Source organism: Acinetobacter sp. YWS30-1 (assembly GCF_033558715.1).
GTDB lineage: Bacteria > Pseudomonadota > Gammaproteobacteria > Pseudomonadales > Moraxellaceae > Acinetobacter.
The window spans coordinates 1,344,147-1,369,384 of sequence record NZ_CP114606.1 but is presented as its reverse complement, the minus strand read 5'-3'; the positions used below and the strand labels follow the sequence as shown (position 1 = coordinate 1,369,384).

The window sequence follows — 25,238 nt, the reverse complement described above, 5'->3', positions numbered from 1 at the left end:
CAGTATTTGACACTATGATTGAATTTAAAGACATCTCCAAACAGTATGAGCTCAAGGGTCAAACCTTACGTGCCTTGAATCGGATTAATTTACAGATTCCAACCGGCAGTATCTTTGGCATTATTGGCTATAGTGGTGCCGGTAAAAGTACCCTGATCCGCCTAATTAATCTGCTTGAACGCCCTACTTCTGGTCAGGTGATTATCAATGGCACGGACTTTACTGCTTTGGATGCCAAATCATTGCGTCAGGAACGTACCCAGATCGGCATGATTTTCCAGCATTTTAACTTAATGCAGACTAAAACAGTGGCTGCCAATATCGAAATGCCAATGAAGTTGCTTGGCTGGAGTAAAGCTGAACGGGAAAAACGTCTCGAAGAACTGCTGGATTTTATTGACCTGAAACATAAGCGTCATGCTTTTCCGGACGAGTTATCAGGCGGTCAAAAGCAGCGTGTCGGTATTGCGCGTGCCCTCGCGAATCATCCGAAAATTCTGCTGTGTGATGAAGCAACTTCTGCTCTAGATCCGCAAACGACTAAATCCGTACTGCAATTGCTGAAACGCATTAATCAGGAACAAGGCATTACCATTGTCATGGTCACCCATGAAATGGATGTGATCGAAACCGTGTGCGATTATGTGGCCGTGATGGAAAAAGGTGATGTGATTGAAACCGGTTCTACCCTGCAGATCTTTAGTCAACCTCAGCATCCAACGACGAAAAACTTCATTCAAACTGTACTCCAGCAGAACTTGCCAGTAAATATTCTGGCGAATCTGGAAAATCAGAATCATCACAGTATTTATTGTTTAAAATTCCTGGGCAGCTCAGCGCAGGAAACCGTGATTCAGGGTGTGATCAAACAGTTTGATATCAGCTTGAATATCCTGTTTGCCAATATGACAGAAATTAATGGGTCGGTGATTGGCCAGATGTTTATTCAGCTCTTAGGCGATCCAGCGCAAATCACAGCAGCGATGCAATATCTGAGAGATAACGGCGTACAAGTAGATCAAGCAGGAGTACAAGAATGAGAGACTTAATTGTACAGTGGTTGACCACTATTACTGCGCCATTCTGGAAAAGTTCACTATCGATGGATCAGTTTGTTACTGCACTGCAAGAAACCTTTCACATGGTGTTCTTCGCAATGCTGTTTGGCTGTATCTGGGGCTTTATTCAGGCGATCATTTTACTTGTCACTCGCCCAAACGGGATTCTGCCAAACCGTGTGATTTATCATGCTCTAAACCCGATTGTGAATGCACTACGTTCCCTACCCTTTATTATTCTGCTGATTGCAGTGATTCCACTAACCAAGTTTTTGGTCGGAACATCAATTGGTACTTGGGCAGCGATTGTGCCTCTGACTATTTATGTCGGTCCTTATATTGGTCGTCTAGTCGAGACTTCTCTGCTAGAAGTGAATGAGGGGATTATCGAATCTGCACAAGCCATGGGTGCAACACCAATGCAGATTATCTTTAAGTTTATTCTGCCAGAAGCACGTAGCTCACTGATTCTGAACCTGACCACAGCAACCATTAGCCTGATTGGTGCAACCGCAATGGCGGGTGCCGTTGGTGCTGGTGGTATTGGTGACTTAGCGATCTCTTATGGTTATCAGCGTTTTGATACATCTGTGGTGATCATGACCGTGATTGTCTTATTGATTCTGGTGCAGATTGTACAAAGTGTTGGCGACTGGTTATCGCGACTTCGTTAAGCTAAATTCCTAAGTAAATAAAGCCCTCTTTTTGAGGGTTTTATTTTCTACCCATAAAAATATCTGCATCTTAAACATCGAAGCGAACATTTGATACATGGCTTAGCAGCATGGATGCTGCCGTTGATCTGTCTTACACAAGCTTTAAAGCAATGCTTAAAGCTTGCTCAGGAAGTGCCATCAGATCAACGAGGGGTTTTGTTACTTTTGGCCCGTCAAAAGTAAGGCATAACTAGGGTGTGTTGACACTTTTAGCTTAAAAAAAATAGCGAAGTAGTAAAATCAAATCGCCAAACCCAATTTTACTATTCGCTATGACTCGTACCATGCTGACAGATCAACACTGGCAAAAGTTGAAAGTTATTCTGCGTAATTTATCCATTCACCACAACTCAAATTTACGCAATTTTATTGAAGCTATTCTCTATAGAATTAGGACAGGTTGTCCGTGGCGAGATATTCCTTCTTGTTTTGGTCATTCAAACTCTATTTTCAAACGTTTTAATCGTTGGTCAAGCAGCGGTAAGTTACTTAGATTATTCAAATTACTAGCCTCATGCCCCGATATGGAGTGGATTTTTATTGATGGCTCTCATGTACGTGCTCATCAACATTCTGCCGGCATAGCGAATCAATCTATTTCTAAAAGTGCAGGAGGAAACTCCTCAAAAATACATTTGATTGTTGATGCACATGGCAATCCTATTGATTTCATGATTACCGATGGAACCACACATGATGTTAAAGTTGCACCTGATTTAATATCAACATTAGATTTAAAAGAGACAAAAGTGGTATGTGCAGATAAAGGCTATGATTCAGAACCACTGCGTGAACAGATCAGGAAAACAGGGACTAAAGCGAATATACCAAAGAAAACGAATAGCCAATCGAACAATGACCATATGGACTGGTATTTATATAAAATCAGGCATTTAGTTGAAAATATGTTTTGTAGATTAAAGCAATTTAGAGGAATAGCTACTCGATATGACAAGCTCAAAAGAAATTATCAAAGTTCTGTTGCCTTAGCCTGTATATTTTTATGGCTACCGTTATAGGGTTAATTATGAACAGTAAGTGTCAACAGACCCTACTCAAAATTTAAATTAAAGTAAAAATAATGAAATTCTAATTTTCAAATAACTTTATGAATAAACTTACTGACACTTGAAATTCTTCTTTTACTTTTGAAAGATGAATAGCACTGCTATGCAAGGTAACAAAAATCTTCTGTTAGCTTGATGATACGTCCCTGTATCACAAGCCAACGGCGACATCCATGTCGCCTCATACAAATTCAATTTGGATACGTAGTTCTATTCCGATAAAATGATAAACATGACTTTAAGTCAATTCTAATTCACAATCTAAAAGTTCAGCATTTCCCCTCAATTTCAAACTGAAACAATAAATCCCGTGCTAAACTATCGAGTGGTTTTTGCAGGGACTCATTTATGCACTTTGTTCATCTTGGTATTCATACAGAATTTTCGATTACTGAATCCATCGTACGTATACCTGACTTGGTCAAAGCTGCTGCGAATGACGAGATGCCAGCACTCGCGCTGACTGACTTATCCAATCTACATGCTGCTGTTAAATTCTATAAAAAATGTTTGGATAAAGGCATCAAACCGATTCTTGGCTCTGAAATTCGTCTGAATGATGCTGAGCATCGGGTTACCCTGCTTTCCATGACCAACAAAGGCTGGCGCAACCTGACCGAACTGGTGTCTGAAGGTTATATCAGCGGCCAGCAACTGGATATTCCTTGCGTACAAAAAGATTGGATCTTGAATCAGCACGATGACATGATCGTATTGCTCGGTATGCAGTCCGATGTCGGCAAAATGCTGATTACTTCAAATCCCGATAAAGCTGAACCGCTACTGCAAGAATGGGTAGAGAAATTTGGAAATCGTGTTTATCTCGCCCTCACCCGCACTGGCCGTGCTAATGAAGATACTTTCATTGAAGAAGCGGTAAAGCTCGCAAAGAAATATAATATTGGTGTAGTTGCACATAATGATGTGCATTTTATTGCACGCGAAGACTTTGAAGCACATGAAGCGCGTGTCTGTATCGCAGATGGTTATGTGCTTGGTGATAATCGCCGTCCTAAAACCTATAGCCCTGAGCAATATTTTAAAAGCTCAACAGAAATGGCGGAACTGTTTAGCGATATTCCAACCGCGATTGAAAACACCTTCCATATCGCAAGACGTTGTAATGTCACCCTACGTTTAGGTTTCAACGACTTACCAGATTACCCAATTCCTGAAGGCCATACTATTGACACCTACTTCGCACATTTATGTGAAGAAGGTTTAGAAGAACGCCTGAATTTCCTGTATCCACCAGAAAAACGTGAAGAAGACTGGCCTTTAATCCGTCAGCCTTATGATGAACGTCTGGCGTTTGAAATCAAAATTATTCTGGATATGGGCTTCCCAGGGTACTTCTTGATCGTCATGGACTTCATTCAATGGTCCAAAGGAAATGGCGTACCGGTAGGTCCGGGCCGTGGTTCAGGTGCGGGTTCCCTCGTAGCCTATAGTTTGAAAATTACCGATCTTGATCCTCTGCGCTATGACCTGCTGTTCGAACGTTTCTTGAACCCGGAACGTGTTTCGATGCCCGACTTTGACGTCGATTTCTGTATCGCTGGTCGTGACCGCGTGATCGACTATGTGGCACGGACTTATGGCCGTGATGCGGTATCGCAGATTGCGACTTTCGGTACCATGGCGGCCAAAGGTGCGATTCGTGACGTGGCACGTGTATTGGGTAAATCGTATGGTCTGGCCGATCGTATTTCTAAACTGATTCCAACCAAGCCTCTGGGTTTAAGTTTGGAAGAATCTCTAGAAGCGGAACCACAGCTCAAAGATATCGTCACCAATCCATCAAATCCAGATTATGACGATGCTTCTGAAATCTGGGAAATGGCACTTAAGCTTGAAGGCATTACCCGTAACACCGGTAAACACGCCGGTGGTGTAGTGATTGCACCGACCAAGCTGACCGACTATTCAGCCGTGATGTGTGATGCGGATGGTACTGCACGTGTTGCTCAATTCGATAAGGATGATGTCGAAGCTGCCGGTCTAGTGAAATTCGACTTCTTGGGTCTACGTAACCTGACCGTGATTGAAGATGCCATCAAGCACATCAATGCACGCCCAGACGTGACCGAACCGGTGAATATTTCCTATATTCCGCTGGATGACAAGCCAGCCTATAACATCTTCGCGACGGCGAATACCACCGCGGTATTCCAGTTTGAATCCGTCGGCATGAAAAAGATGTTGAAGGAAGCACGTCCTAGCAAGTTCGAAGAAATTATCGCCTTCGTATCGTTATATCGTCCGGGTCCAATGGATCTGATTCCTGACTTTATCCATCGTATGCATGGTGGCGAGTTTGAATACCTGCATCCATTACTGGAAAAGGTATTAGAGCCGACTTACGGGATCATGGTATACCAAGAACAGGTAATGCAGTCGGCACAGTTCTGTGCCGGCTATAGCTTGGGTGGTGCGGACTTACTTCGTCGTGCGATGGGTAAGAAAAAACCTGAAGAAATGGTCAAGCAGCGTAAGATCTTCATTGAAGGTGCTGCGAAAAAAGATATCGATGAAGCAACGGCGAACCATATCTTCGACTATATGGAAAAATTCGCAGGCTATGGCTTTAACAAATCGCATGCTGCAGCCTATGCACTTGTCGCCTATCAAACAGCTTGGTTGAAAGCGCATTATCCTGCTGAATTCATGTCAGCGGTGATGACCTCGGAAATGCAGAACACTGATAACGTGGTGTTCCTGATTGATGATTGCCGTCATAACGGACTGGAAGTATTACCACCATCGGTGAATATGTCGATTTACCAGTTCCATGCCAGTGATCCAAAAACTATTGTGTATGGTTTAGGTGCGATTAAAGGCGTCGGTGAAGCGGCAATGCAGTCCGTGATTGAATCACGTCAGAAAGAAGGTCCATATAAAGACCTGTTTGACTTCTGTCACCGTATTGACCTGAAGAAAATCAACAAACGTACGCTCGAAGCCTTGATCCGTGCGGGTGCACTAGATTGTCTAGGCATTGAACGTGCTGACCTAATGGCACAATTGCCTGAAGCGGTACAAGCTGCGGATCAGGCGCGTCAGAACCGTGAAACCGGGATCATGGATCTGTTCGGGGAAGTTGAAGAAGTCCAACGTAAACCTGCCAAACCGGTGAAACCTTGGTCAGATGAAGTGCGGCTCAAAGGTGAAAAAGATACCTTAGGTCTATACCTGACTGGTCACCCAATTGATGTATATCGTAATGAACTAAAAGCTTTTGTACCTTGTCAGATCAATGAATTAACCCCAACCCGTCGTGGTGTAACGACTGTGTTTGCCGGTCTGGTAGTCGATGTCGCTAACTTCCCGAACCGGATGATGGTGACATTAGATGATGGTACGGCACGTATCGAAATTTCCACCAACCATGAACGCTTCCAGCGCTTTAAAGACATCGTTCAGGTCGATAAAGTGGTAGTGATTGAAGGTGAAATCTACGAACGTGAAGGTTTTGACCGTCCACTTGGTCGTTTAACTAAGGCCTTTAGTCTGAATGAAATCCGTCAGAAACGTGCTAACAGCATCAAGATTACCTTGCAAGCTGAACATTACAGCAAAACCCTCAGCCGTGACTTGCAGCAGATTCTAGTGCCATATACCAATGTGGACATGAGCACGCATATTCCCGTGATTCTATATCTGGATTATGGCTATGCCACGGCCGAACTGCATCTGGGTTTAAGCTGGAAAGTTGCGCCGCTGGATGATCTTCTCGCCAAGCTGCGTGATTATTTTGGCAAGACTGCGCTCTATATCGAGTATCAGGTGAAGTCTAAAGCTGCACGTGCCGTATCTTATGAACAAGCCAAGCCGGTCGAGGTTCCGCCTCCACCTGCTGACATGAGTATGGACGATGCTCTGGCACAATATGAAGCTGAATCTCAGCCGCAGTATTCATAAATCTCCCATTTTAATATATCCAAACTGGAATCATCATGAGTCAAATTGACAATGCTGCTGTTTCAGCACATCTCTCCCATGTGCGTATTGTCATGGTTAATACTACCCTGCCTGCCAATATTGGTAGTGCCTTACGTGCCATGAAAACCATGGGCCTGTGCAAGCTGGTTCTGGTTGCGCCTAAAACCTACCCACATCCGGACATTGATGCCCTAGCTGCAGGTGCAACCGATCTGATCGAGCAGATTGAAATCGTAGAAACGCTAGAAGAAGCCATTAAGGATTGCCAGATCGTCTTTGGGACCAGTGCGCGTAGCCGCACCATTCCATGGCCTTTACTAGATGTCCGTCCAGCGGCAGAAAAAGCACTTTCTGCTGTGGTGCAAGAAAAACAGGAAATTGCGATTCTGTTTGGCCGTGAAGACCGCGGTCTGACCAATGAAGAACTGGCAATGGCGAATTATCACTTAACCATTCCTGTGAATACGGATTATGGTGTTTTGAATGTTGCTCAAGCCATTCAGGTGATCTGCTATGAACTGCGTATGGCAGCACTGGATCAGGTTGAACACCCACGTGATCCAAAAGCCACCATGCAAGTCATTGATGGCATTGAAATGGAATGGGATGAACCACTGGTGACCCATGAACAGATGGAACAGTTCTACCCGCATCTGGAAAAAATGCTGGCAGAAATTGAATTTATGGATCCAAAAAACCCACGATTACTTCCTTTACGCTTGCGTCGCCTTTTCGGACGTATACAATTAGATCGTATGGAATATCACTTACTTCGTGGTATTTTCACTCGTGTTCAGGCACTGAATAACGGCACCTGGAAAAAATCTTCCCATACATCACAACAGGATGAGGATCAAAACTAATGCTAAAACAGCTCAAAGAAGATATCCAAGCTGTCTTTGCGCGCGATCCTGCAGCACGCAATACCTTAGAAGTCTTAACCACCTACCCTGGCATCCATGCACTGATTATGCATCGCATGGCACATGAGCTATGGAAAAAAGACTGTAAAGGTACAGCGCGTGTTTTGTCCTCTTTTAGCCGTTTTGCAACAGGTATCGAAATTCACCCAGGTGCCAAGATTGGTAAACGTTTTTTCATTGATCATGGCATGGGCGTTGTGATTGGTGAAACTGCGGAAATTGGCGATGATGTCACCTTGTATCATGGTGTGACTTTGGGTGGTACCACCTGGAATAAAGGCAAGCGTCACCCGACTCTGGAAGATGGTGTTGTTGTTGGTGCAGGTGCTAAAATCCTGGGGCCATTCACGGTAGGTAAAAATGCCAAGGTTGGTTCCAATGCTGTGGTTACCAAAGCAGTTCCGCCGAATACCACAGCGGTCGGCAATCCTGCCCGATTTATTACCAAAGACCAGCCAAAAGAGGATGCTGAAGCACGTCGTCGTGATTATGCGGAAAGCATTGGTTTCCAGCCTTATGCAACTACACAGGATCAGACAGACCCGATTCTAGAAGGTATGCGTGTTCTACTTGACCGTATTCAACAAAATGAAAAACGCATGAATACACTGTGCAACCGCCTGTCTCTGCTTGACCCGACTTTTAAGAAAAACCAGTTAAATGAACAGCCGTTTAGCAAGGAAGAACTTAAAATTCTGGAAGATGCGCGCCGTGAGTGCGAAGCACAAACCAGTCAGTCCAAGGCCTGACTATAAATCGTAATTCTTTTGTAACACGCATTTGCTTGCATGATCGCAGCACTTTTCATAGACTGACGATCATGCATTTTTTGAATAGATGTTTTAAAAAATAACATGAATGGACGGATATTATGACCTTGAAGCCCTTAGCAATTGCTTGCTTAGCTTTTACCATGACGGCGTGCTCTATGGCACCGACCTCAAGCAAACAAGAACAGAAACCAGCTGATCAGGTAGTTTTTGTTGAACCTGAACTTACTCCGCCATTTTATGCTTTAAATCCATTTAACTATAACGAACCACCTCCATTTGAAGTTCATTTGCAAAAAGCCGCTGCGCAGCCAGTGACGAAAATGGTGGTCACTGATCCTAAAGATCCGTCTAAACAGTTAACCCTAGATGTGAACAAGCTGATCATCCCGATGGTGGATAGCAATACACGCAGTATGCGTTATGCAGCACTTGCCAATGAAAATGAAATCGACATTACCGAAATCGATGATTTCTTGCAGATGGTAGAAGGTAAAGCGCGTCATTATCCACCCCGCTTTAGCGACCGTCAGGAACGCCGTGGTTTTGAAGCAAAACTTCGCGAAGTTTCTCAACAGCTGGATACTTTGGCTTCACGTCCGAATGCTTCATTTGATGTCTTAATGCGTGCATTTAAGGCCAGCGTGATGGCACGTAATCTTGATTTGGGTTCTATCTATACCACCAAATCAATGACCTATGCACAGCGCATTCTTCGTATTAACCAGGATGATGCTGAAGCAAACTTCTGGTTCGGTTTTGGTCTGTCTGAAGGTGGTGGTCACCGCGAAGCAATTCAGTATCTGGACAAGGCAATGCAGGCAGGTGTTCAAGAAGCTTATTTATCTGCGGCAAATAACTACATTGCCATGGAGAATAAAAAGAACGCTGTTCAGGTTCTGAATAATTACAAAATTAAATATCCGCAAGAAGCTGAAGTCGCTGATCGTCTGATTCAGGAAATTGAAAAACAGGGTCGCTGGAACGTATGGCAAGTCATGCAAACAGCCGCTCCTGCACCAACAACCCCTGCGCCTACACCAGCACAATAAGCTATATTTCAGATTCATAATATTACAAATAGACCGCTCCGGCGGTCTATTTTTATGGGAAAAAATTAGTAAAATACAAAGCATTATCAAGCTTTATAATTTTAAATGAGTGTTCAAAGTCTTTATGCACGAGAAAATAAATAAGATAGCATTACTTTGCACTGTACTCATGACAGCTGTACTGAGTGGCTGTCAGGTGGTGAGTGTTAAAGAGCAGGCTATTAATGTCACCATCAATAATGAACGCGATAGCATTCTTACACGCGATAAGTTGAGTGAAGCCAGTCTGAATGTCCTGTCCATGACCGGACGTGAAGCACAAGTCTGTGAAAATAATCCAGAAGAATGTGTGAAAGAGCTACAAGAAATTCCACAGATTCTGGATGAGCAATTACTTTCAACATCGAGTGAATTATATCTAGCTAAATCACTCCAGCTTGGTAAATCGGCTGAATGTAAAACCAGTGCTCTGGCTAAGACCCGATCTGAAGAAAAACAGCAACTGCAAACCCAGAACCTGCAAAAATGTCAGGAACAGCAGTTACAAATGCTGGATAAAAGTATCCGCTACAGTTATGCCTATCTGTTTCAGACTGAACGTGCACCACAGGACCGGATCTTCGACAACCGACAAGTTCAGATTCGTGACTTTTATAACCTGGCAATTGCTCATTTAATCCAGATCTACGCAGAACGTTATAAAACCAAAGAAGCCGGACAACGTCTGCAGGTTGGCAACAGCGTCTATACCATTAATCTGGACAATTTTCCCCAGCTCAAGAATCAGCCAATTGAACAGTTAATGTCGACCTATAACATGAACTTCTCTGGTCTGCGCTCAATTACCCGTCGTGACGGTTTCGGCTCTGAGTTTCTGGTGGTCTTGCCAGAAGAAGAAATTTCCAAAAAAGATAAAAAATATCTGGTTGATCCACTAAATCACCAATATCAAAATGGCGTAAATCCTTTTATTCATTCAGCACGTTATCTGGCAACCACGATTACCGCCATTCCAGAATCAGCAAACTCTGTAGAACAGATTCTAAATAACAGCAACTTCCATTTAAAACTTTATGACCCGTATAAATATGACAAGATTAAAGTTGCCAATAAGGAATATGCTTTAGCGGCAAACTTTTCAGCGCCTTATGGGCTATGGCTGGCAGAAAACAATCTGGGACGCGCAGCTTATCTGACACTGATCAATCGTGACGATAATCTGGTCATGCCGCATCTGTTTATGCTGGAACCTTATAATCCAAATAAAAAGGTTTTAGTGCTGATTCATGGTTTGGCCAGCAGCCCGGAAGCCTGGATTCGTTTAACGAATGATATTATGGGTGATCCGGTCTTAAGAGAAAATTTCCAGGTGTGGCAGGTCTTCTACTCAACAAACATGCCTATACTGGAAAGCCGGTTCCAGATTAATGCGCTGCTTCAACAAGGTTTCGCGCGTATTAGCAATAATGCACCAGCCAAAAAAGAAGCTGTCCTCGTCGGACACAGTATGGGTGGTGTTATTGCCCGTCTATTGGTGAGTGATGCAGATATTACTGAACCCGCTTTTAATATTGTAAAAAATTCAAAGCTGACCAAGTTCCGGGACAATCCACTCTTTAAAGCGCGTTTCAAAATGCAGCCTGTTCCGAATTTCAGTCGTGCTATTTTCCTGGCAGCACCGCATAAAGGGACCGATTATGCAGATCGCTGGCATACCAAATTGGCACGTAAAATTATTCGTGTGCCGAGTGCCTTTTTGGGTGCATTTGCCGATACTGTCCAAGGTGAAATTGGCTTAAGTGATTTTCTGCATGAAGTTGGTCGTGACCTGATTCAGAATGGGCCGAGTGATCTTAGTAAGAAATCAAAATTCACGGCACTGACTAAAGATATTAATCCGGCACCAGGTTTCAAATTTCACTCGATTATTGGCAACAATACAGATAGCGATGATGAAAATATTATGACTGATGATGTCGTCGCTTATCAGAGTGCATATCTTGAAGGTGCGGCTTCCAATAAAATTATCAAAGGTGGACATTCCGTTCAGGAAACTCCCGAGGCTGTACTGGAACTCCGCCGCCTTCTCAGATTACATCTGGTCGACCTGGGATTGTATGATTCTGATTAAATTTTGATAAGCGATATAAAAAAGCTGCCTATCGGTGTAATGCCAGTCAGTTAAGCAGACATTAGAAAAATGTAGTAAAAATGAGTGTATGCCAATACGCTCATTTTTTTATGACTTTATCTGAAAATTTAGATTGTACTCTTCAACATTCTCTACCTTCACTTAGCCATTTCAGTGAATTCATTGATTTAAATTGGATTGAAGAGAGCCTGCGTCAAACAGGTAAGGCTTCTATCAGGAGAAGAAAATTACCTGCCGAACATGTGGTATGGCTGGTGATTGGGCTTGCCCTGTTTCGAGATCAACCGATCGGGTATGTGGTAGAGCAACTAAAACTTGTGTTTGGTACCACAGAATATTGCGTTCCCAGTGCAGCAGTACAAGCACGACAACGCTTAGGGCGAGAGCCCTTGAATGCCTTGTTTTCTCTACTCAGCCAAGCCTGGTTTGAAGAATCCCAACAGCAATACTCAAACTTTCATGGCCTTAGTGTATGTGCTGTTGACGGGGTGGTTTGGTCTATGCCTTATACAGATGAGAATTTTGCACACTTTGGCTCATCTAAGGGTAAAACTGCGGTAGCACCTTATCCGCAAGTGAGAGCAACCTGTCTGGTGAATACCAACACCCATGAAATCATTGATGCCCAAATAGGTAGCATGGATCAAGGTGAACTTACACTGGCAAATCGATTATGTCCTCCATCGCATAGTATTACTCTGTTTGATCGAGCCTATTTTTCTGCTGATTTTCTAATAGGATGGCAAACACGTGCAGAGGCAAGCCATTGGCTTATGCGCGCAAAAGATAATTTACGCTATGAGATCATTAAGCGTAATTCCCAGCATGACTTTCATATCAGGATGCCAATATCAGCAAGAGCCAAGAAGCTGAATTCAACATTAGGGGATTATTGGGAAGCGCGTTTGATTGAAGTTGAGCAGGCAGGAAAAATTAGACGCTATATCACTTCATTAATAGATTCAAAGATATATCCACTGCTAGCCTTAGCAAAGCTTTATGCTCAGCGCTGGGAAATAGAAATGTGTTACCGAGAAATCAAAAGTGATTTACAGGAAAGTAAGCATTTGAGGAGCAAGCAACCTGATTTAATTTATCAAGAATTATGGGGTGTCTTCATTGCTTATAATATTCTAAGAAGACAAATGAAATATATGGCTCAACGTGCAAAAGTCAGTCCTTTGAGAATCAGCTTTCATATTGCATCTATCGGCATCCTTAATATATTAAGATTCGACTCTTTAGACTCCGCAGGGAATTTACCCAAACATCTAGAAAGTTTACTGGAGAAATCTAGGAGGTATGTTTTGCCTGAGAGGAGGGTTAGAAGTTGCCCAAGAGTTGTGAAAGGTAAACCACTGAAATACCCAAGAAAATGCCAGTCAATTTCTTAACTGACTGGCATTAGCCTATCGGTGGCTTTTTTTATGGGCAACCCATGTATCAATACCCTTTTATTCTTTATATCGACTAAGTCCGTACAAATACAGATTCCTGCGGATTTATGTTTCTTTCTAAAAATTAAATTTGTTAGACTTGAGACAATTATTTTTGACATTCAAACCAGTCTTTACAGGATTTTAGCTTAGGCTATTTTCCAGGTTTTCCGAGGATAGTGTTTCGGAAAAAGATTTCGGTTTTGCTTTATATATTTAAAGGATTTTTTCTTAATGACCAGTTCAGAACTTGTGGCTGATCTCTCTAGCTTAACGCCCATGATGCAGCAATACATGTCGGTCAAAATGCAGCATCCACACTCATTGATGTTCTATCGCATGGGTGATTTCTATGAACTGTTCTTTGAAGATGCCCATAAGGCCGCCAAAATTTTAGGCATTACCCTGACCCATCGCGGTAAAGCCAATGGTCAGCCAATTCCGATGGCCGGTGTACCTTTCCATGCTGCTGAAGGATATCTGGCTCGTCTGGTAAAAAAAGGCGAAACGGTGGTGATCTGCGAGCAGATCGGTGAAGTGACTGGTAAAGGTCCAGTTGAACGTGGGGTCGTCCGAATTATCACTCCCGGGACTTTAACTGATGATGCCTTATTAGGTGCGCATCAAACCTCCAACCTGGTTGCTCTGTGTGTTCAACACCAACAAATCGGAATTGCACTTCTCGACCTGAGTGCGGGTTTATTTAAAGTCCAGCAAATCGATTATGACTTAAGTCAGTTAGCCATTGAGTTGGCACGCCTGATGCCAAGCGAAATTGTGATTGATGAAAATCTGCAAGATCAAGCTCTGGTAAAACACTTAAAACAACAACTAGATGTTCCAATCAGTAAACGTCCGAATGTCGACTTCAACCAGAACAATGCCCAGAAGACCTTATGCGACCAGTTTGCAGTAAGTACACTTTCAGGTTTCGGAATTGATCATCTGCCTTTGGCCAAAGCTGCTGCGGCTGCATTGATTCACTATGCTAAAGAAACCCAGAAAACGGCTTTACCGCATATCCGAACCATTCAACTGGAACAAAGTTCAGACTTTATTGCACTGGATCCAGTCACCCGTCGCAACCTCGAATTGATTGAGCCTTTATTTGAACATGGCACTTCATTGTTTCAGCTGATCAATGACTGTCAGACCGCTATGGGTGGCCGTCTGCTTAGCCGCACCCTGATGCAACCGCTTCGTGATACTGCGATACTGGATGAGCGACTGGATGCGACACAGGCATTGCTTGAAGGTTTCCATGAATCGCCAGTCCGTCTTGTCTTAAAAGAAATCAGTGATATTGAACGTGTACTCAGCCGTATCGCTTTAGGTAGTGCTCGTCCACGCGATCTGGTTCAATTACGTCAAGCTTGTGCACAGATTCCATTTTTACGCCATGCGTTACAACCGCTGTTAAGTCAGCAGAATTCGAAATTATTGCAACAGCTGAATGAAGAACTGGGCGATTTTCATGGCCTGCATCAGCGCCTGATGTCAGCTATTGTTGAAAATCCGCCGGTACTGCTACGTGATGGCAATGTCATTGCAGAAGGTTTCGATAGCGAGCTGGATGAGCTGCGTAAAATCCGTGATCATGCCGGCCAGTTCCTGATTGATCTGGAAATTAAGGAACGGGAGCAAAGTGGCATTCCTACCCTGAAAATCGGCTATAACCGTGTCAGTGGTTATTATATCGAACTGACTCGTGCACAAGCTGAACAGGCACCTGAACATTATATCCGTCGCCAAACGCTGAAAAATGCTGAGCGTTATATCACGCCTGAACTAAAAGCTTTTGAAGATAAAGTATTGTCTAGCGAATCCCGTGCACTTGCTCGCGAGAAAATGCTATTCGAAATGTTGCTGGATGAACTGCGTCAGGATATTGGCAATCTACAGATGATGAGCAGTGCGATTGCCCAGATCGATCTGTTGGCAAACTTTGCCCATCAGGCACGTTTACGCAATTGGGCACGACCAAAATTCAGCCCTGAAATTGGTGTGAAAATCGTTGCCGGCCGTCATCCTGTGGTTGAAGCCTTAAGCAAAGCAGCCTTTACTCCAAATGATACCCAGCTGGATTATCAGCACCGTATGGCCATTATCACCGGTCCAAATATGGGTGGTAAATCCACCTTTATGCGCCAGACTGCCCTGATTGCCCTACTGGCTTATTGCGGTAGTTATGTGCCAGCGCAATCGACAACACTGGGTCCAATTGACCGAATCTTTACCCGGATTGGCTCTGCAGATGATTTGTCGACTGGCAAATCAACCTTTATGGTGGAAATGACGGAAACTTCGCAAATTCTGCATCATGCTACCAGCCAGTCGCTAGTCCTGATGGATGAAGTGGGTCGTGGAACCAGTACCTATGACGGGCTGTCCCTGGCTTGGGCTTGTGTGCTGGATCTGACTAAACGGATTCAATGTCTATGTCTGTTCGCAACGCATTATTTTGAGCTAACCGAACTGGACAAAGAAGCAGGAATTGATAACTATCATGTCACAGCCAAAGAACTAAATGGCAACCTTATTCTGCTGCATAAAGTCCAACATGGCCCAGCTAGCCAGAGTCATGGTTTACAAGTGGCTAAACTGGCAGGTATTCCTGCGGCTGTAATTAAAGAAGCTCAGCATCGCTTGAAGATTCTGGAAAAGCAGCATCAGGCCAAACCACAGAGTCCGCAGCATGATCTGTTTGCGATGCCTGAAATCATCGAAAAAGTCATCGAGATTGAAAAGCCTTCAGCAGCGCTTGAATTATTAGAAGACATTGATGTCGACAATCTGAGCCCACGTGAAGCATTACAGCAACTTTATGCTCTTAAAGATCTCATGAAACAGCCAAGTTAAAATCTCTTCTAAGCCCTATCCCGCATAGGGCTTAGCTGATGATGATTCTCATTCCCTAAGCCTTTCATCCAATCATCGCAGTTTTTTCAAATTTAACAGCCCTATATATAACAAATATCAATAAAAGGAATTGTTTGTTCCCTCTATTTTTGCCTAAAATACGGTATTCGTCATTAGAACCATATTTTTTAGGTAGCTGTCGCCATGACCTTCGTTGTCACTGAAAATTGTATTAAATGTAAATATCAAGACTGTGTTGAAGTTTGCCCAGTAGACTGTTTCTATGAAGGTCCTAACTTCCTTGTGATTAACCCGGACGAGTGTATCGACTGCGCGTTATGTGAGCCTGAATGTCCTGCGAATGCAATTTTCTCTGAAGATGAATTACCGGAAGGTCAAGAAGTCTTTATCGAGCTAAATGCTGAACTGTCTCAAAAATGGCCGAACATCACACAAATTGGTGAGCAACCTGCTGACCGTGAAGAGTGGAATGGTAAAACTGATAAATTACAATATCTTGAAAAATAATTTTTCAAATCTTAAAAAAAGACCAGCATAGACTGGTCTTTTTTATACCCCATCCACACATTTCATTGCAATTTATCCTGATTTTCTCCGTAAAAGTGGACTAAAATAGCGCTATTTTAAAATATCTGAATTGCTATCAATGAAGCATTTAATAAAGGGGTTATTGAGTGTTTGTATAATCCCGCTTGTCTTTGTAGGATGTGCTACCACCACAAAACAGTCTGGTAAGGTAACTCCAGATAAAAGGATTTACATCCCAGAAGAACGAGTCCAGTACAACCATAAACCACAGCCTAAACCGGTTCCTTATGTCTATACTCACTGGGTATCGGCACTGAATAACCTGTCTCTTGTACGTGAATATGAAAACTTTTTGGCCCAGCAAGGGGTCGGAAATATTATTCCAAGTTTTGAGCTGATGCGTACTGCACGGGATTGGGCTAAATGTGGTCGATCGCAATATATGATTCCAAGCCGTGAGCTCTGGTCAAATCAGGTGCCTACTTTACGTGTCTTCAAATATCTGGTTGCTGCCAATGTACTGACTGATTTTGAAGTCACTTCGGTTTATCGTGACCTGCCTTTAAATCAGTGTGCCGGTGGAGCCAATTCTTCACGTCACCTGTTTAACTCGGCAATTGATTTTCGGATCGGACCTGAGTACCCACAGGCTCAGGATTATGCAGCAATTGAAAATACCAAGTTCAAACTGTGCCAGTTTTGGTTACAGCATGGACAAAGCCTGAATATGGGGCTCGGTTTATATGCCTCTGGCCAAATCCATATTGATACCCAAGGTTATCGCACTTGGGGTCCGGATTTAAGCCGTCGCTCATCAATGTGTAATTACTAAGTCATTCCATTTACTATACAAAGCCAGCTTTTGGCTTTGTATAGCCTAAAAAACCAGCGAATATAGAACAATAAATTGCGCTGTGCCCGGAAAAGTTTAAAATGCACGCATCACAACAAAGGTGCGAGTACTATGCAACAAATGTGGACAGATATTGACCGCTACATTGATTCACATTTAATTCCTGAAGATCCTATTCTGAATCAGACTCTTGAAAATACTGCTGCACATGGTTTTCCAGATCATCTGGCTGTTGCGCCGAATCAGGGCATGCTGCTGCAAATGCTGATTCAGATGAATAAGTGCAAACGTATACTGGAACTGGGAACCTTTGCTGCATATAGCACCATGTGGCTGGCTCGTGCCCTCCCTGAAGACGGTTATATTCTAACCATTGAAGGCCGTGATACGCATGCTGCCATGGGACAGGAAAATATTGATCGTGCACAGTTAAAACAGAAAGTTGAGCTGAAATGTGGCCGTGCTGCAGATGTGCTTCGTGCCCTGCCTGAAGATACTGAAGCTTTCGACTTTATTTTTATTGATGCCGATAAGCAAAGCTATCCTGAATATCTGGAGCTGAGCTTAAACCTTTCCCACTCCGGTACCATTATTTTCCTGGACAATGTGATTCGTGCCGGTGATATCATCAATCCGGACAATAAAAAACCAAGTATTGAAGGCATTCGTGACATGTTTAAAGCGCTGGAAAATCATCCACGTATCTTATCTTGTACTGCTTTACAGACCGTTGGCAGTAAAGGACATGATGGTTTTGCACTCGCAATTGTCAAATAATACGACTAGAACAAAAATCAGCCAATAAAGTATTCTCGATAAATAACATCATCTTACAGAATGTAACCACAGAGTTATCCACAATATATGAGGATAACTCTGGTTATTTTTAATTCAAGCTGTAACAATTTATCAAAAAATACATTTCTGTAGGTTTTATCACCCTCTTTCTACTTCGCTACCAATAATGGCACTTTAGAATTTCGGAAAATCGTTGTCGCAATACTGCCCAAGAAGAACTGGTGGATCTTGCTGTGACTGAATGCCCCCAAGACAATTAACTGAATCCCATGTTCCTGCTGATAAGACAGGATATTTTCAGCTACTTCTCCATAGCGGTATTCTGGAACGACCTCTAGTCCTGCTTCTGTCAAATATTGCAGAGGCTCATTCAGGATTTCCACATGATCCCCGATATAAAGCAGATGACATTGTAATTGTCTTAATAAATCACTTTCTGCAATGCGTTTCATCATCTTCACACAAGTCGGCGAATATTCATAAGCAAAGATAAAACGTGTCGGTGGTCTGAAGTGTTCCCCTACAGTCATCACTGTACAGTTAGCACCACGGATAAAGTTTTCTACATTGGTGCCGATTGGCTTGTTTTTCTCGGCAGAACGCTCACCGAGTAGTCCGATTACAGCAATATCATCAGGTTTTAGAATCTGAAAACTTTGTTCCAGAAAATCACCCTTTTCCTGAATATGGGTGGTGCGGATGCCATAATCTTTAAAGATACGATCCGAAATATGCTGGAGCAGATTATTGCTATAACTAAGCGCAATTTCACTTTGCTTTTGCTCCAGCTCAGCCAGCTCTTTAAGCAACATGGCATTGCTTTCAAAGCCAATCACACCGCTAATTTCCCCAAGATGATAACTGGCCGGGTAATAATCCAGAACCTGTAATAAAACCAGTTCACGGCCGGTCTGTTTGGCAATCCATGCAGCCGCATCTGCAAGTGCGTTCGTGCATGGTGAGGAGTCTATGCAGGCAATGACACGTTTCATGTTCAGCCTCTCTTTTATAATAAAAATTTCTTAGTTATTTTTAACTTAGCACAAGCATTAGTAAATGTGCACTGAAATCTGTAAGGCTTGAATTGAAATATGTTAACTTTTATGTGATGTTCTAAGGCCTTTACCGAATATTAAGCACCTGATATAAATCCTTTTTCCAAGAACTTCTTTCACTATTTTAATCCCGATATCGAATCAATTTTGCCGGATTTCCGGCGACAATTGCACGCGCTTCAATATCTTTCGTGACCATGCTATTCATCCCTATAATCGCCTGATCGGCAATTTTCACCCCATCTTTAATGCCGACATGGGCACCTAGCCAGACATCCCGACCAATCTCAATCCCTTTGGACCTGACTGGCTGCTGATAAATCGCCTGCTCCAGTTCCATCCCATGATCAAAGGCATAAAGATGACAATAGGCTGCGATGCGTACCTGATCATGCAGTTTAATCCCAACCCGACCACCATCCAGAATACAGTGATGATTGATTGCAACTTCGCTCCCTATCTCCAAAGGACCATGTAGCGTACAATCTGCCGCAATAAAGGTATTATCTCCGATACTAATTTTACGACCCGGCTCAGCAAAGATATGCGCCAACGGCGAAATAAAACAGTTTTCGCCAATTTCGACTGTTTCCATCTCCATCAGATAGGTCTGATATTCTTTCTGCCAAGCTTCAGCCCAACCACGATTCTTGGGTTTTAAGGACCAATATAGCCAAGGCATATAATTCAGGCGGTGTTTATGCTGCTCACGATATTTCAGTAATGGATCTGGTTCAGTCATCTGTGGCTTCTTCTATGATTTTTAATTGTTCACGTCCGCGAGTAACATCCTGAATCTTCAGAGCAAAAGGTTCAATCTGATGTTTCTGAAATTGTGCCTGAACCTGTACACCTTCAGCCATATATTCTTCCTGATAATCAATCTGCTGCTGATTCAGCTCATACTGAAAAATCGCCCACTCATTAAACTGGCAAGCAAATTCGACCTTTTTCTTTTCAATCAGCTCAATTTTTTCAGCTAATAACAAACATTGTCCAGCACAGCCGCCATAGGCACGGACCAGTCCGCCGGTGCCTAATTTAATACCGCCATACCAGCGATTCACCAGTACCAGTACATTGGTTAGCTCATTGCCTTCAATAGTCGCGAGGATCGGTCGGCCAGCGGTACCCGATGGCTCACCATCATCATTAAAGCGTACATGATGACCGATTTTCCAGGCCCAGCATTGATGAGTGGTGGTCGGATCACGATAGACCTCCAGAAAATCCTTCACATCCTGCTCATTTTCTACAGGTGTGGCAAAGGCCTGAAATCGGCTTTTTTTGATGTCTTCCTCAAAACTGACAAGGCTGGCAATGGTAAATGGCATAACTTCAGGCATTCAAATTTCACCTGTGCAGTATACCTGTTTTGAGGTGGCAAAGAAAAAGCCTCTCTATACGAGAGGCTTGATTCAATTTAATTTTATTAATTACTTTTAAATTTAACGTTCACGCAATGCTTCTTTAGCCTTGTTGAATGGCTTGATCAGATAGTCCATTACCGTTTTTGCGCCGGTACGAATGTCAACAGAGGCCACCATACCTGGTGTGATATTAAACTCCTGCCCGGCGGCATTTCTCAATTTGTCACTATCGGTACGGATATACACACGATAGTAGAACTGATCCTGTTTGACTTCATCCCGCAAGGTATCTGGCGAAATCACGGTCACTTTACCTTTTAGACCGCCATAAATCGAGTAATCATAGGCAGTAATCTTCACCAGTGCTTCCTGATCAGGACGGATAAAAGCAATATCACGTGGTGAAATTCGGGCTTCAACAAGTAATTTCTCGTCCAGAGGCACGATGGTCATCAGCTTGCCATTTTGCGGAACCACGCCACCCAAAGTCATGACATCAATTTCTTTGACCACGCCACGAACTGGGGATTTAAAAATGGTCCGGTTCAAGGTATCTGACTTGCCGCGTACCACCTGTTGCTGAGTTTCCACATCAGTATTGGCTTTGGACAGTTCTTCCCGTGCTTTAACATAGTACTGGTTACGAATATCATTCATCTGGTTACGCAGGTCATTGGCTTCTCGCTTCAACCGTAAAACTTCAACTTCACTGGCTGCCCCTTTAGCCACCAATGGCGCGGTCATTTCCAGTTCCTGTTGTACCAGTACCAATGCCTGTTGCAAGCCGGCAAGAGATTCTTCCAGATTGGCACGACGTGACTGATACAGTGCGGTTTCTTCTTTAACCAGTTTCGGATATTTCAGCACTTCTTCAGGGAAAGACAATGGCGTACCACTCACTTCTGCACGTAAACGGGCGGAAGTCGCACGTGAAGCGATTAGTAAGGATTCTGATTCACCGACATTTGATTCAAAGCGGGTTGGATCAAGCTGAGCCAAGACTTGGCCACGTTCTACAATCTCGCCTTCTTTAACATTTAACTTGGTTAGAATGCCGCCCTCCAGAGACTGAATCACCTGTTCTTTGGAAGATGGAATGACTTTACCCGTACCGGTCGAGACCTCTTCCAGTTTAAATAGCCAGGCCCATGTCAATAGAATTAACAAGCCAATGCCCACAATCCAGATAATCAAACTGGATTTCGGTAATGGCGGTTCCTGAAAGCTCACTTTGTTTGAACGCGTTAATGTTTGTGGTTCACTCATGCGCTTGCTCCCACGACCCGTTTAGTTCCTACCTGTGACTGATTTAATATTTGGTCTCGTGGACCATCCATGACAATTTTGCCATCATTGACCACGAGAATACGGTCAACTAACTCCAGTACGGCGCGACGATGCGTTGCCACTACCAGTGTACGATGGGACAGATACCCTTTCAGATGATCAATTAACTGCTTTTCTGAAACATCATCAATCGCTGCAGTTGGCTCATCTAACAACAAAATTTTAGGCTGGCGGATCAGGAGTCGTGCGAGTAATAAGGCTTGACGCTGTCCACCAGAGAAGCCCACTCCACCTTCCAGAATGATATGATCCAGACCTTCTTTTTTCTCTTGAACAAAGTTAAGTGCACCAGTGATTTGTAAGGCTTCCAGAATCTGTTGATCCGTAGCGAGCGGTGCACCCAAAGTCAGGTTTTCACGGATACTGCCGTAAAAGAGTTGTGAATTCTGATTGAGCAGGCCCATATCACGGCGTACATCTGAAGGATCGATCAGAGTCAGATCAATACCATCCAGTTTGACCTTACCCTGTGCTGGGGTTTGCATGCCCGACAACAGTTGTAACAGCGTTGATTTACCTGCACCGTTACGGCCCAGAATTGCAATTTTTTCACCTGGCTTAATTTCCAGTTTTGGAATGACCAGACTCGGTTTGGGATCATCATCGCCGTATTTGAATACCACGCCACTCAGGTCATAATGACCATCCAATACAGGACGGTGAATCAGATGTGAATAGTCCGGTTGATCCACCGGTTTTTTCATCAATTCATCCAGACCGCCTTTAGCAACTTTGGCTTGTTGTAAACGCCCCAAGACACCAGTGATTTGTGAAATAGGTGCCAGCATCCGTGATGATAAAATCGAACAGGCAACTAAAGCACCCGTGGTCATCTCACCATCCATCACCGCAAATGCACCGACCAAGACCACAATGGCAAAGGTGAGTCCCTGAATTTTTTGGGTCCATGCTGTCATTAAGCCAACAATTTTACGTTGTTGCATGCTGACATCAGCAGAGACTTCATTCATGTGATTCCATTGGTTCTGGAAGCGGGTTTCAGCTCTTAACAGCTTGATATCTTCAATCCCTTGTACAGCTTCCACTAATAAGGCATTACGGATTGCAGATTCACGCATCCCCAACTGTGCCAACTTGGCCAGTTTTTTCTGTGCCAGAATCCCAGGAAGAATCATGAGTGGTACTACCAGTAGCATGACCCAGAACAGGTTGCCGCCAATAATCCAAAAGATTCCCAGGAACAGGAAGAAGAATGGCAGATCTGCAATTGCCGTCACGGTAGTGGAAGTGACCAGTTCACGCACACCTTCGAGTTCACGAATCTGTGAAATAAACGTTCCAGTCGATTTGGAACGCTCACTATTTTTAATTCTTAAGGAATGACCAAATACCCGGTCAGATATTTTCAGGTCAGCCCGTTTACCAATAATATCTGAAAGATAAATGCGGGATACCCGCAATACAAATTCGAAAATGGCCGCAATCAGTACACCACCAGCCAACACCCACAAAGTTGGAATCGATTGTGAAGGAATGACACGGTCATAAACGTTCATCGAGAAGACAATAGTTGCCAAAGCCAGAATATTGGCGATTAAAGAGGCAAACATCACATCGATATAGCGTTTCCAGTCTTTCAGAACAATTGACCAGAACCAGTTTTTCTCAAAGGGTTTAATATATTCGTCGACACGCGCATCCGGTACAGAAGACTCTGGTCGCAGGATATAAACATGCTTCGCACCAGCCTCTAACTGCTCGATGGTAAAACTTTGCGATAAACCAGCATCTCCACTCAGTTGTACACTGACATTACCTTGTGTGTCGATACGTTCAATAACACCGACATCTCCGCTATCAAATTCAACCAATAAGGGCAAACGCCAAGGATTTAGCAGACTGCTATCAAATTTATTTTTGCGGACATTTAATCCCATCTGACGGCTGACAACCTTGAGCATTTCATCAATGTCATGATGCTGGTTCCAGTCCAGTTGCAGACGAATCCGTTCCTCAGATGGTTCAATCCGATAATGCTTGGCAATATTCAAAACTGCCTGAAGCCACGGCTGATAATTTATTATAGTACTCATGGCTGAACTTCAAACCCCTGAATGGAAATACGGTTAAGCGCGTAAATATCCCGTGTACGGCCTGTTACCTGAATGTATTGCACAATCGCCGAATAGATGTCATAGCGCGCTGATTCAATTTCCTGTGCTGCGCTGTGAATCGCCTGTTCTGCATTCAATAAATCCACTACTGTCCGAGTGCCCAATTTATATTGTTCTTGATATAGCTCTTTGGTTCGTACGGTAGTTTCACGGCGCTGAGCCAGGACATTCATTTGTCTTTGTTTATTTTCAATCTGTTCCCGGATTAAGCGAACCTGATCCAGCACATCCAGATAGACAGTATTCACCTGTGCGCGTGCAGCCTCTTCAGCATAACTGGCAGCACGTGCCTGAGACCGAACAGCGCCCCCCTGATAAAAATTACTGCTAGCTTCAATCATAATTGAATTATAAAAGCCATCATCTTCATTATTATTTGGATTTCGACCATTGACTGCCTGACTTAAGCTACTTTTCAGATTAATGGTCGGATAACGGCTTAAACGTGCCTGATCTTTTTGCAATCGAGCTACATCTACCCCTGAATGTGCCAAGATCATGCTTGGAATCTGGGTAAATTCAGGATCCTGATAAAGATCAGCCTGGGTCACGATACGATCTGAAATTTCCCATTGGATTGCAGAGACATCAAATCCCAATAAAGTTCGTAGACGTTGCTGATATTGTCTTAACTGGGTCTGTTGCACGATCAGGTTAGATTGTGCAGCTTCCAGATTCGACTGCGCCTGAACCGGATCGGCCTGTGTGCTAATCCCGGCGCGGGCACGTAAATTGGCAATTTCTGCAATGCGTGCGATGCCCTGAATCTGCTGTTCGGCAATCTTGGTAATTTCCTGATAGCGCTTAATATTGACGATGGCATCCGCTACTTCCAGTGCCACCTGATCCAGACTCACCAATACTCTTGCCTGTTCTTCTGCCAATCTCGCCTCTTCAACACTGACATTGGTTTTAATCTTGCCAAAGTCATATAGCATCTGGGTTGCATTCAGAGAAACCACCTGACGTCCACGTTCACCTGAGGTCAAATCTCCGGTACCTACACCGCCAGATAACTGCGGATAATAGGCTGCTTTGGCCACATCAATATTGGCGGCCTGTGCAGATAAAGACGAAATACTCTGGGCAATTTCCGGACGACGCTGAACTGCTGTATGAACCGCCTCAATCAGACTCATTTTTGCAGGAATACCAG

At 43.6% G+C, this 25,238-nt stretch carries 18 protein-coding genes and 1 pseudogene; 13 read left to right on the top strand and 6 right to left on the bottom strand.

Features of this window, described 5'->3' with window-relative positions:
• The first annotated feature begins 14 nt into the window (after nucleotides 1–14).
• The 13 genes from O4M77_RS06360 to O4M77_RS06300 all read left to right on the top strand — a co-directional run bounded on the left by O4M77_RS06360 (nucleotide 15) and on the right by O4M77_RS06300 (nucleotide 18,154).
• The gene (locus O4M77_RS06360; RefSeq protein ID WP_034170305.1) at nucleotides 15–1,040 is read left to right on the top strand and encodes a methionine ABC transporter ATP-binding protein; all 1,026 of its coding nucleotides are present in this window, start codon (nucleotides 15–17) and stop codon (nucleotides 1,038–1,040) included.
• Nucleotides 1,037–1,732, top strand: coding sequence for a methionine ABC transporter permease (locus tag O4M77_RS06355; RefSeq protein ID WP_004786199.1), 696 nt, complete (start codon nucleotides 1,037–1,039; stop codon nucleotides 1,730–1,732). The genes O4M77_RS06360 and O4M77_RS06355 overlap by 4 nt, the downstream gene beginning before the upstream one ends.
• A 314-nt stretch (nucleotides 1,733–2,046) precedes the next feature.
• Nucleotides 2,047–2,793 carry an IS5-like element ISAba31 family transposase gene (locus tag O4M77_RS06350; protein WP_180033306.1) on the top strand — a complete coding sequence of 249 codons (747 nt, stop codon included), beginning with the start codon at nucleotides 2,047–2,049 and terminating at the stop codon, nucleotides 2,791–2,793.
• 396 nt (nucleotides 2,794–3,189) lie between these two features.
• On the top strand, nucleotides 3,190–6,762 hold the full coding sequence (gene dnaE, locus O4M77_RS06345; RefSeq protein ID WP_180131083.1) for a DNA polymerase III subunit alpha: 3,573 nt from the start codon (nucleotides 3,190–3,192) through the stop codon (nucleotides 6,760–6,762).
• A 35-nt stretch (nucleotides 6,763–6,797) separates the two neighbouring features.
• Nucleotides 6,798–7,646, top strand: coding sequence for an RNA methyltransferase (locus tag O4M77_RS06340; protein ID WP_034703830.1), 849 nt, complete (start codon nucleotides 6,798–6,800; stop codon nucleotides 7,644–7,646).
• Complete coding sequence (gene cysE, locus O4M77_RS06335) at nucleotides 7,646–8,455, top strand: serine O-acetyltransferase (protein ID WP_159122783.1); 810 nt, start codon at nucleotides 7,646–7,648, stop codon at nucleotides 8,453–8,455. Before O4M77_RS06340 ends, cysE begins: the two co-directional genes overlap by 1 nt.
• A 122-nt stretch (nucleotides 8,456–8,577) precedes the next feature.
• The gene (locus O4M77_RS06330; protein WP_004786208.1) at nucleotides 8,578–9,528 is read left to right on the top strand and encodes an ABUW_2363 family tetratricopeptide repeat lipoprotein; all 951 of its coding nucleotides are present in this window, start codon (nucleotides 8,578–8,580) and stop codon (nucleotides 9,526–9,528) included.
• A gap of 124 nt (nucleotides 9,529–9,652) precedes the next feature.
• Nucleotides 9,653–11,659: an esterase/lipase family protein gene (locus O4M77_RS06325; protein WP_323714029.1), complete on the top strand. Its 2,007-nt coding sequence runs from the start codon at nucleotides 9,653–9,655 to the stop codon at nucleotides 11,657–11,659.
• A 110-nt stretch (nucleotides 11,660–11,769) separates the two neighbouring features.
• A complete protein-coding gene (locus tag O4M77_RS06320; RefSeq protein WP_159124039.1) occupies nucleotides 11,770–13,074 on the top strand; it encodes an IS4 family transposase in 1,305 nt (434 codons plus the stop codon).
• Between the two features lie 276 nt (nucleotides 13,075–13,350).
• Nucleotides 13,351–15,975, top strand: coding sequence for a DNA mismatch repair protein MutS (gene mutS / locus O4M77_RS06315; RefSeq protein ID WP_180018175.1), 2,625 nt, complete (start codon nucleotides 13,351–13,353; stop codon nucleotides 15,973–15,975).
• A gap of 204 nt (nucleotides 15,976–16,179) precedes the next feature.
• Entirely contained in the window at nucleotides 16,180–16,503 is a 324-nt protein-coding gene (gene fdxA / locus O4M77_RS06310) for a ferredoxin FdxA (protein WP_004786212.1), read from the top strand.
• A gap of 139 nt (nucleotides 16,504–16,642) precedes the next feature.
• Nucleotides 16,643–17,356, top strand: coding sequence for a D-Ala-D-Ala carboxypeptidase family metallohydrolase (locus tag O4M77_RS06305; protein WP_004786214.1), 714 nt, complete (start codon nucleotides 16,643–16,645; stop codon nucleotides 17,354–17,356).
• 132 nt (nucleotides 17,357–17,488) lie between these two features.
• The gene (locus O4M77_RS06300) at nucleotides 17,489–18,154 is read left to right on the top strand and encodes an O-methyltransferase (RefSeq protein WP_180018177.1); all 666 of its coding nucleotides are present in this window, start codon (nucleotides 17,489–17,491) and stop codon (nucleotides 18,152–18,154) included.
• Between the two features lie 170 nt (nucleotides 18,155–18,324).
• Here O4M77_RS06300 and O4M77_RS06295 read toward each other — a convergent pair whose 3' ends face one another.
• The 6 genes and pseudogenes from O4M77_RS06295 to O4M77_RS06270 all read right to left on the bottom strand — a co-directional run.
• Nucleotides 18,325–19,167, bottom strand: coding sequence for a universal stress protein (locus O4M77_RS06295; RefSeq protein ID WP_034703837.1), 843 nt, complete (start codon nucleotides 19,165–19,167; stop codon nucleotides 18,325–18,327).
• A 187-nt stretch (nucleotides 19,168–19,354) separates the two neighbouring features.
• Complete coding sequence (locus O4M77_RS06290) at nucleotides 19,355–19,972, bottom strand: acyltransferase (RefSeq protein WP_302699721.1); 618 nt, start codon at nucleotides 19,970–19,972, stop codon at nucleotides 19,355–19,357.
• On the bottom strand, nucleotides 19,965–20,564 hold the full coding sequence (locus O4M77_RS06285; protein ID WP_302700666.1) for an IMPACT family protein: 600 nt from the start codon (nucleotides 20,562–20,564) through the stop codon (nucleotides 19,965–19,967). The genes O4M77_RS06290 and O4M77_RS06285 overlap by 8 nt, the downstream gene beginning before the upstream one ends.
• Nucleotides 20,565–20,678: 114 nt before the next feature.
• Nucleotides 20,679–21,866 (bottom strand): HlyD family efflux transporter periplasmic adaptor subunit, encoded by a 1,188-nt coding sequence (locus O4M77_RS06280; RefSeq protein ID WP_004786223.1) that lies wholly within the window; start codon nucleotides 21,864–21,866, stop codon nucleotides 20,679–20,681.
• The gene (locus O4M77_RS06275; protein ID WP_180018181.1) at nucleotides 21,863–24,001 is read right to left on the bottom strand and encodes a type I secretion system permease/ATPase; all 2,139 of its coding nucleotides are present in this window, start codon (nucleotides 23,999–24,001) and stop codon (nucleotides 21,863–21,865) included. The genes O4M77_RS06280 and O4M77_RS06275 overlap by 4 nt, the downstream gene beginning before the upstream one ends.
• Nucleotides 23,998–25,215 (bottom strand): annotated as a pseudogene (locus O4M77_RS06270) (TolC family outer membrane protein); the annotation flags it as partial. The pseudogene O4M77_RS06270 and the gene O4M77_RS06275, both read right to left, overlap by 4 nt.
• Nucleotides 25,216–25,238: the final 23 nt, after the last annotated feature.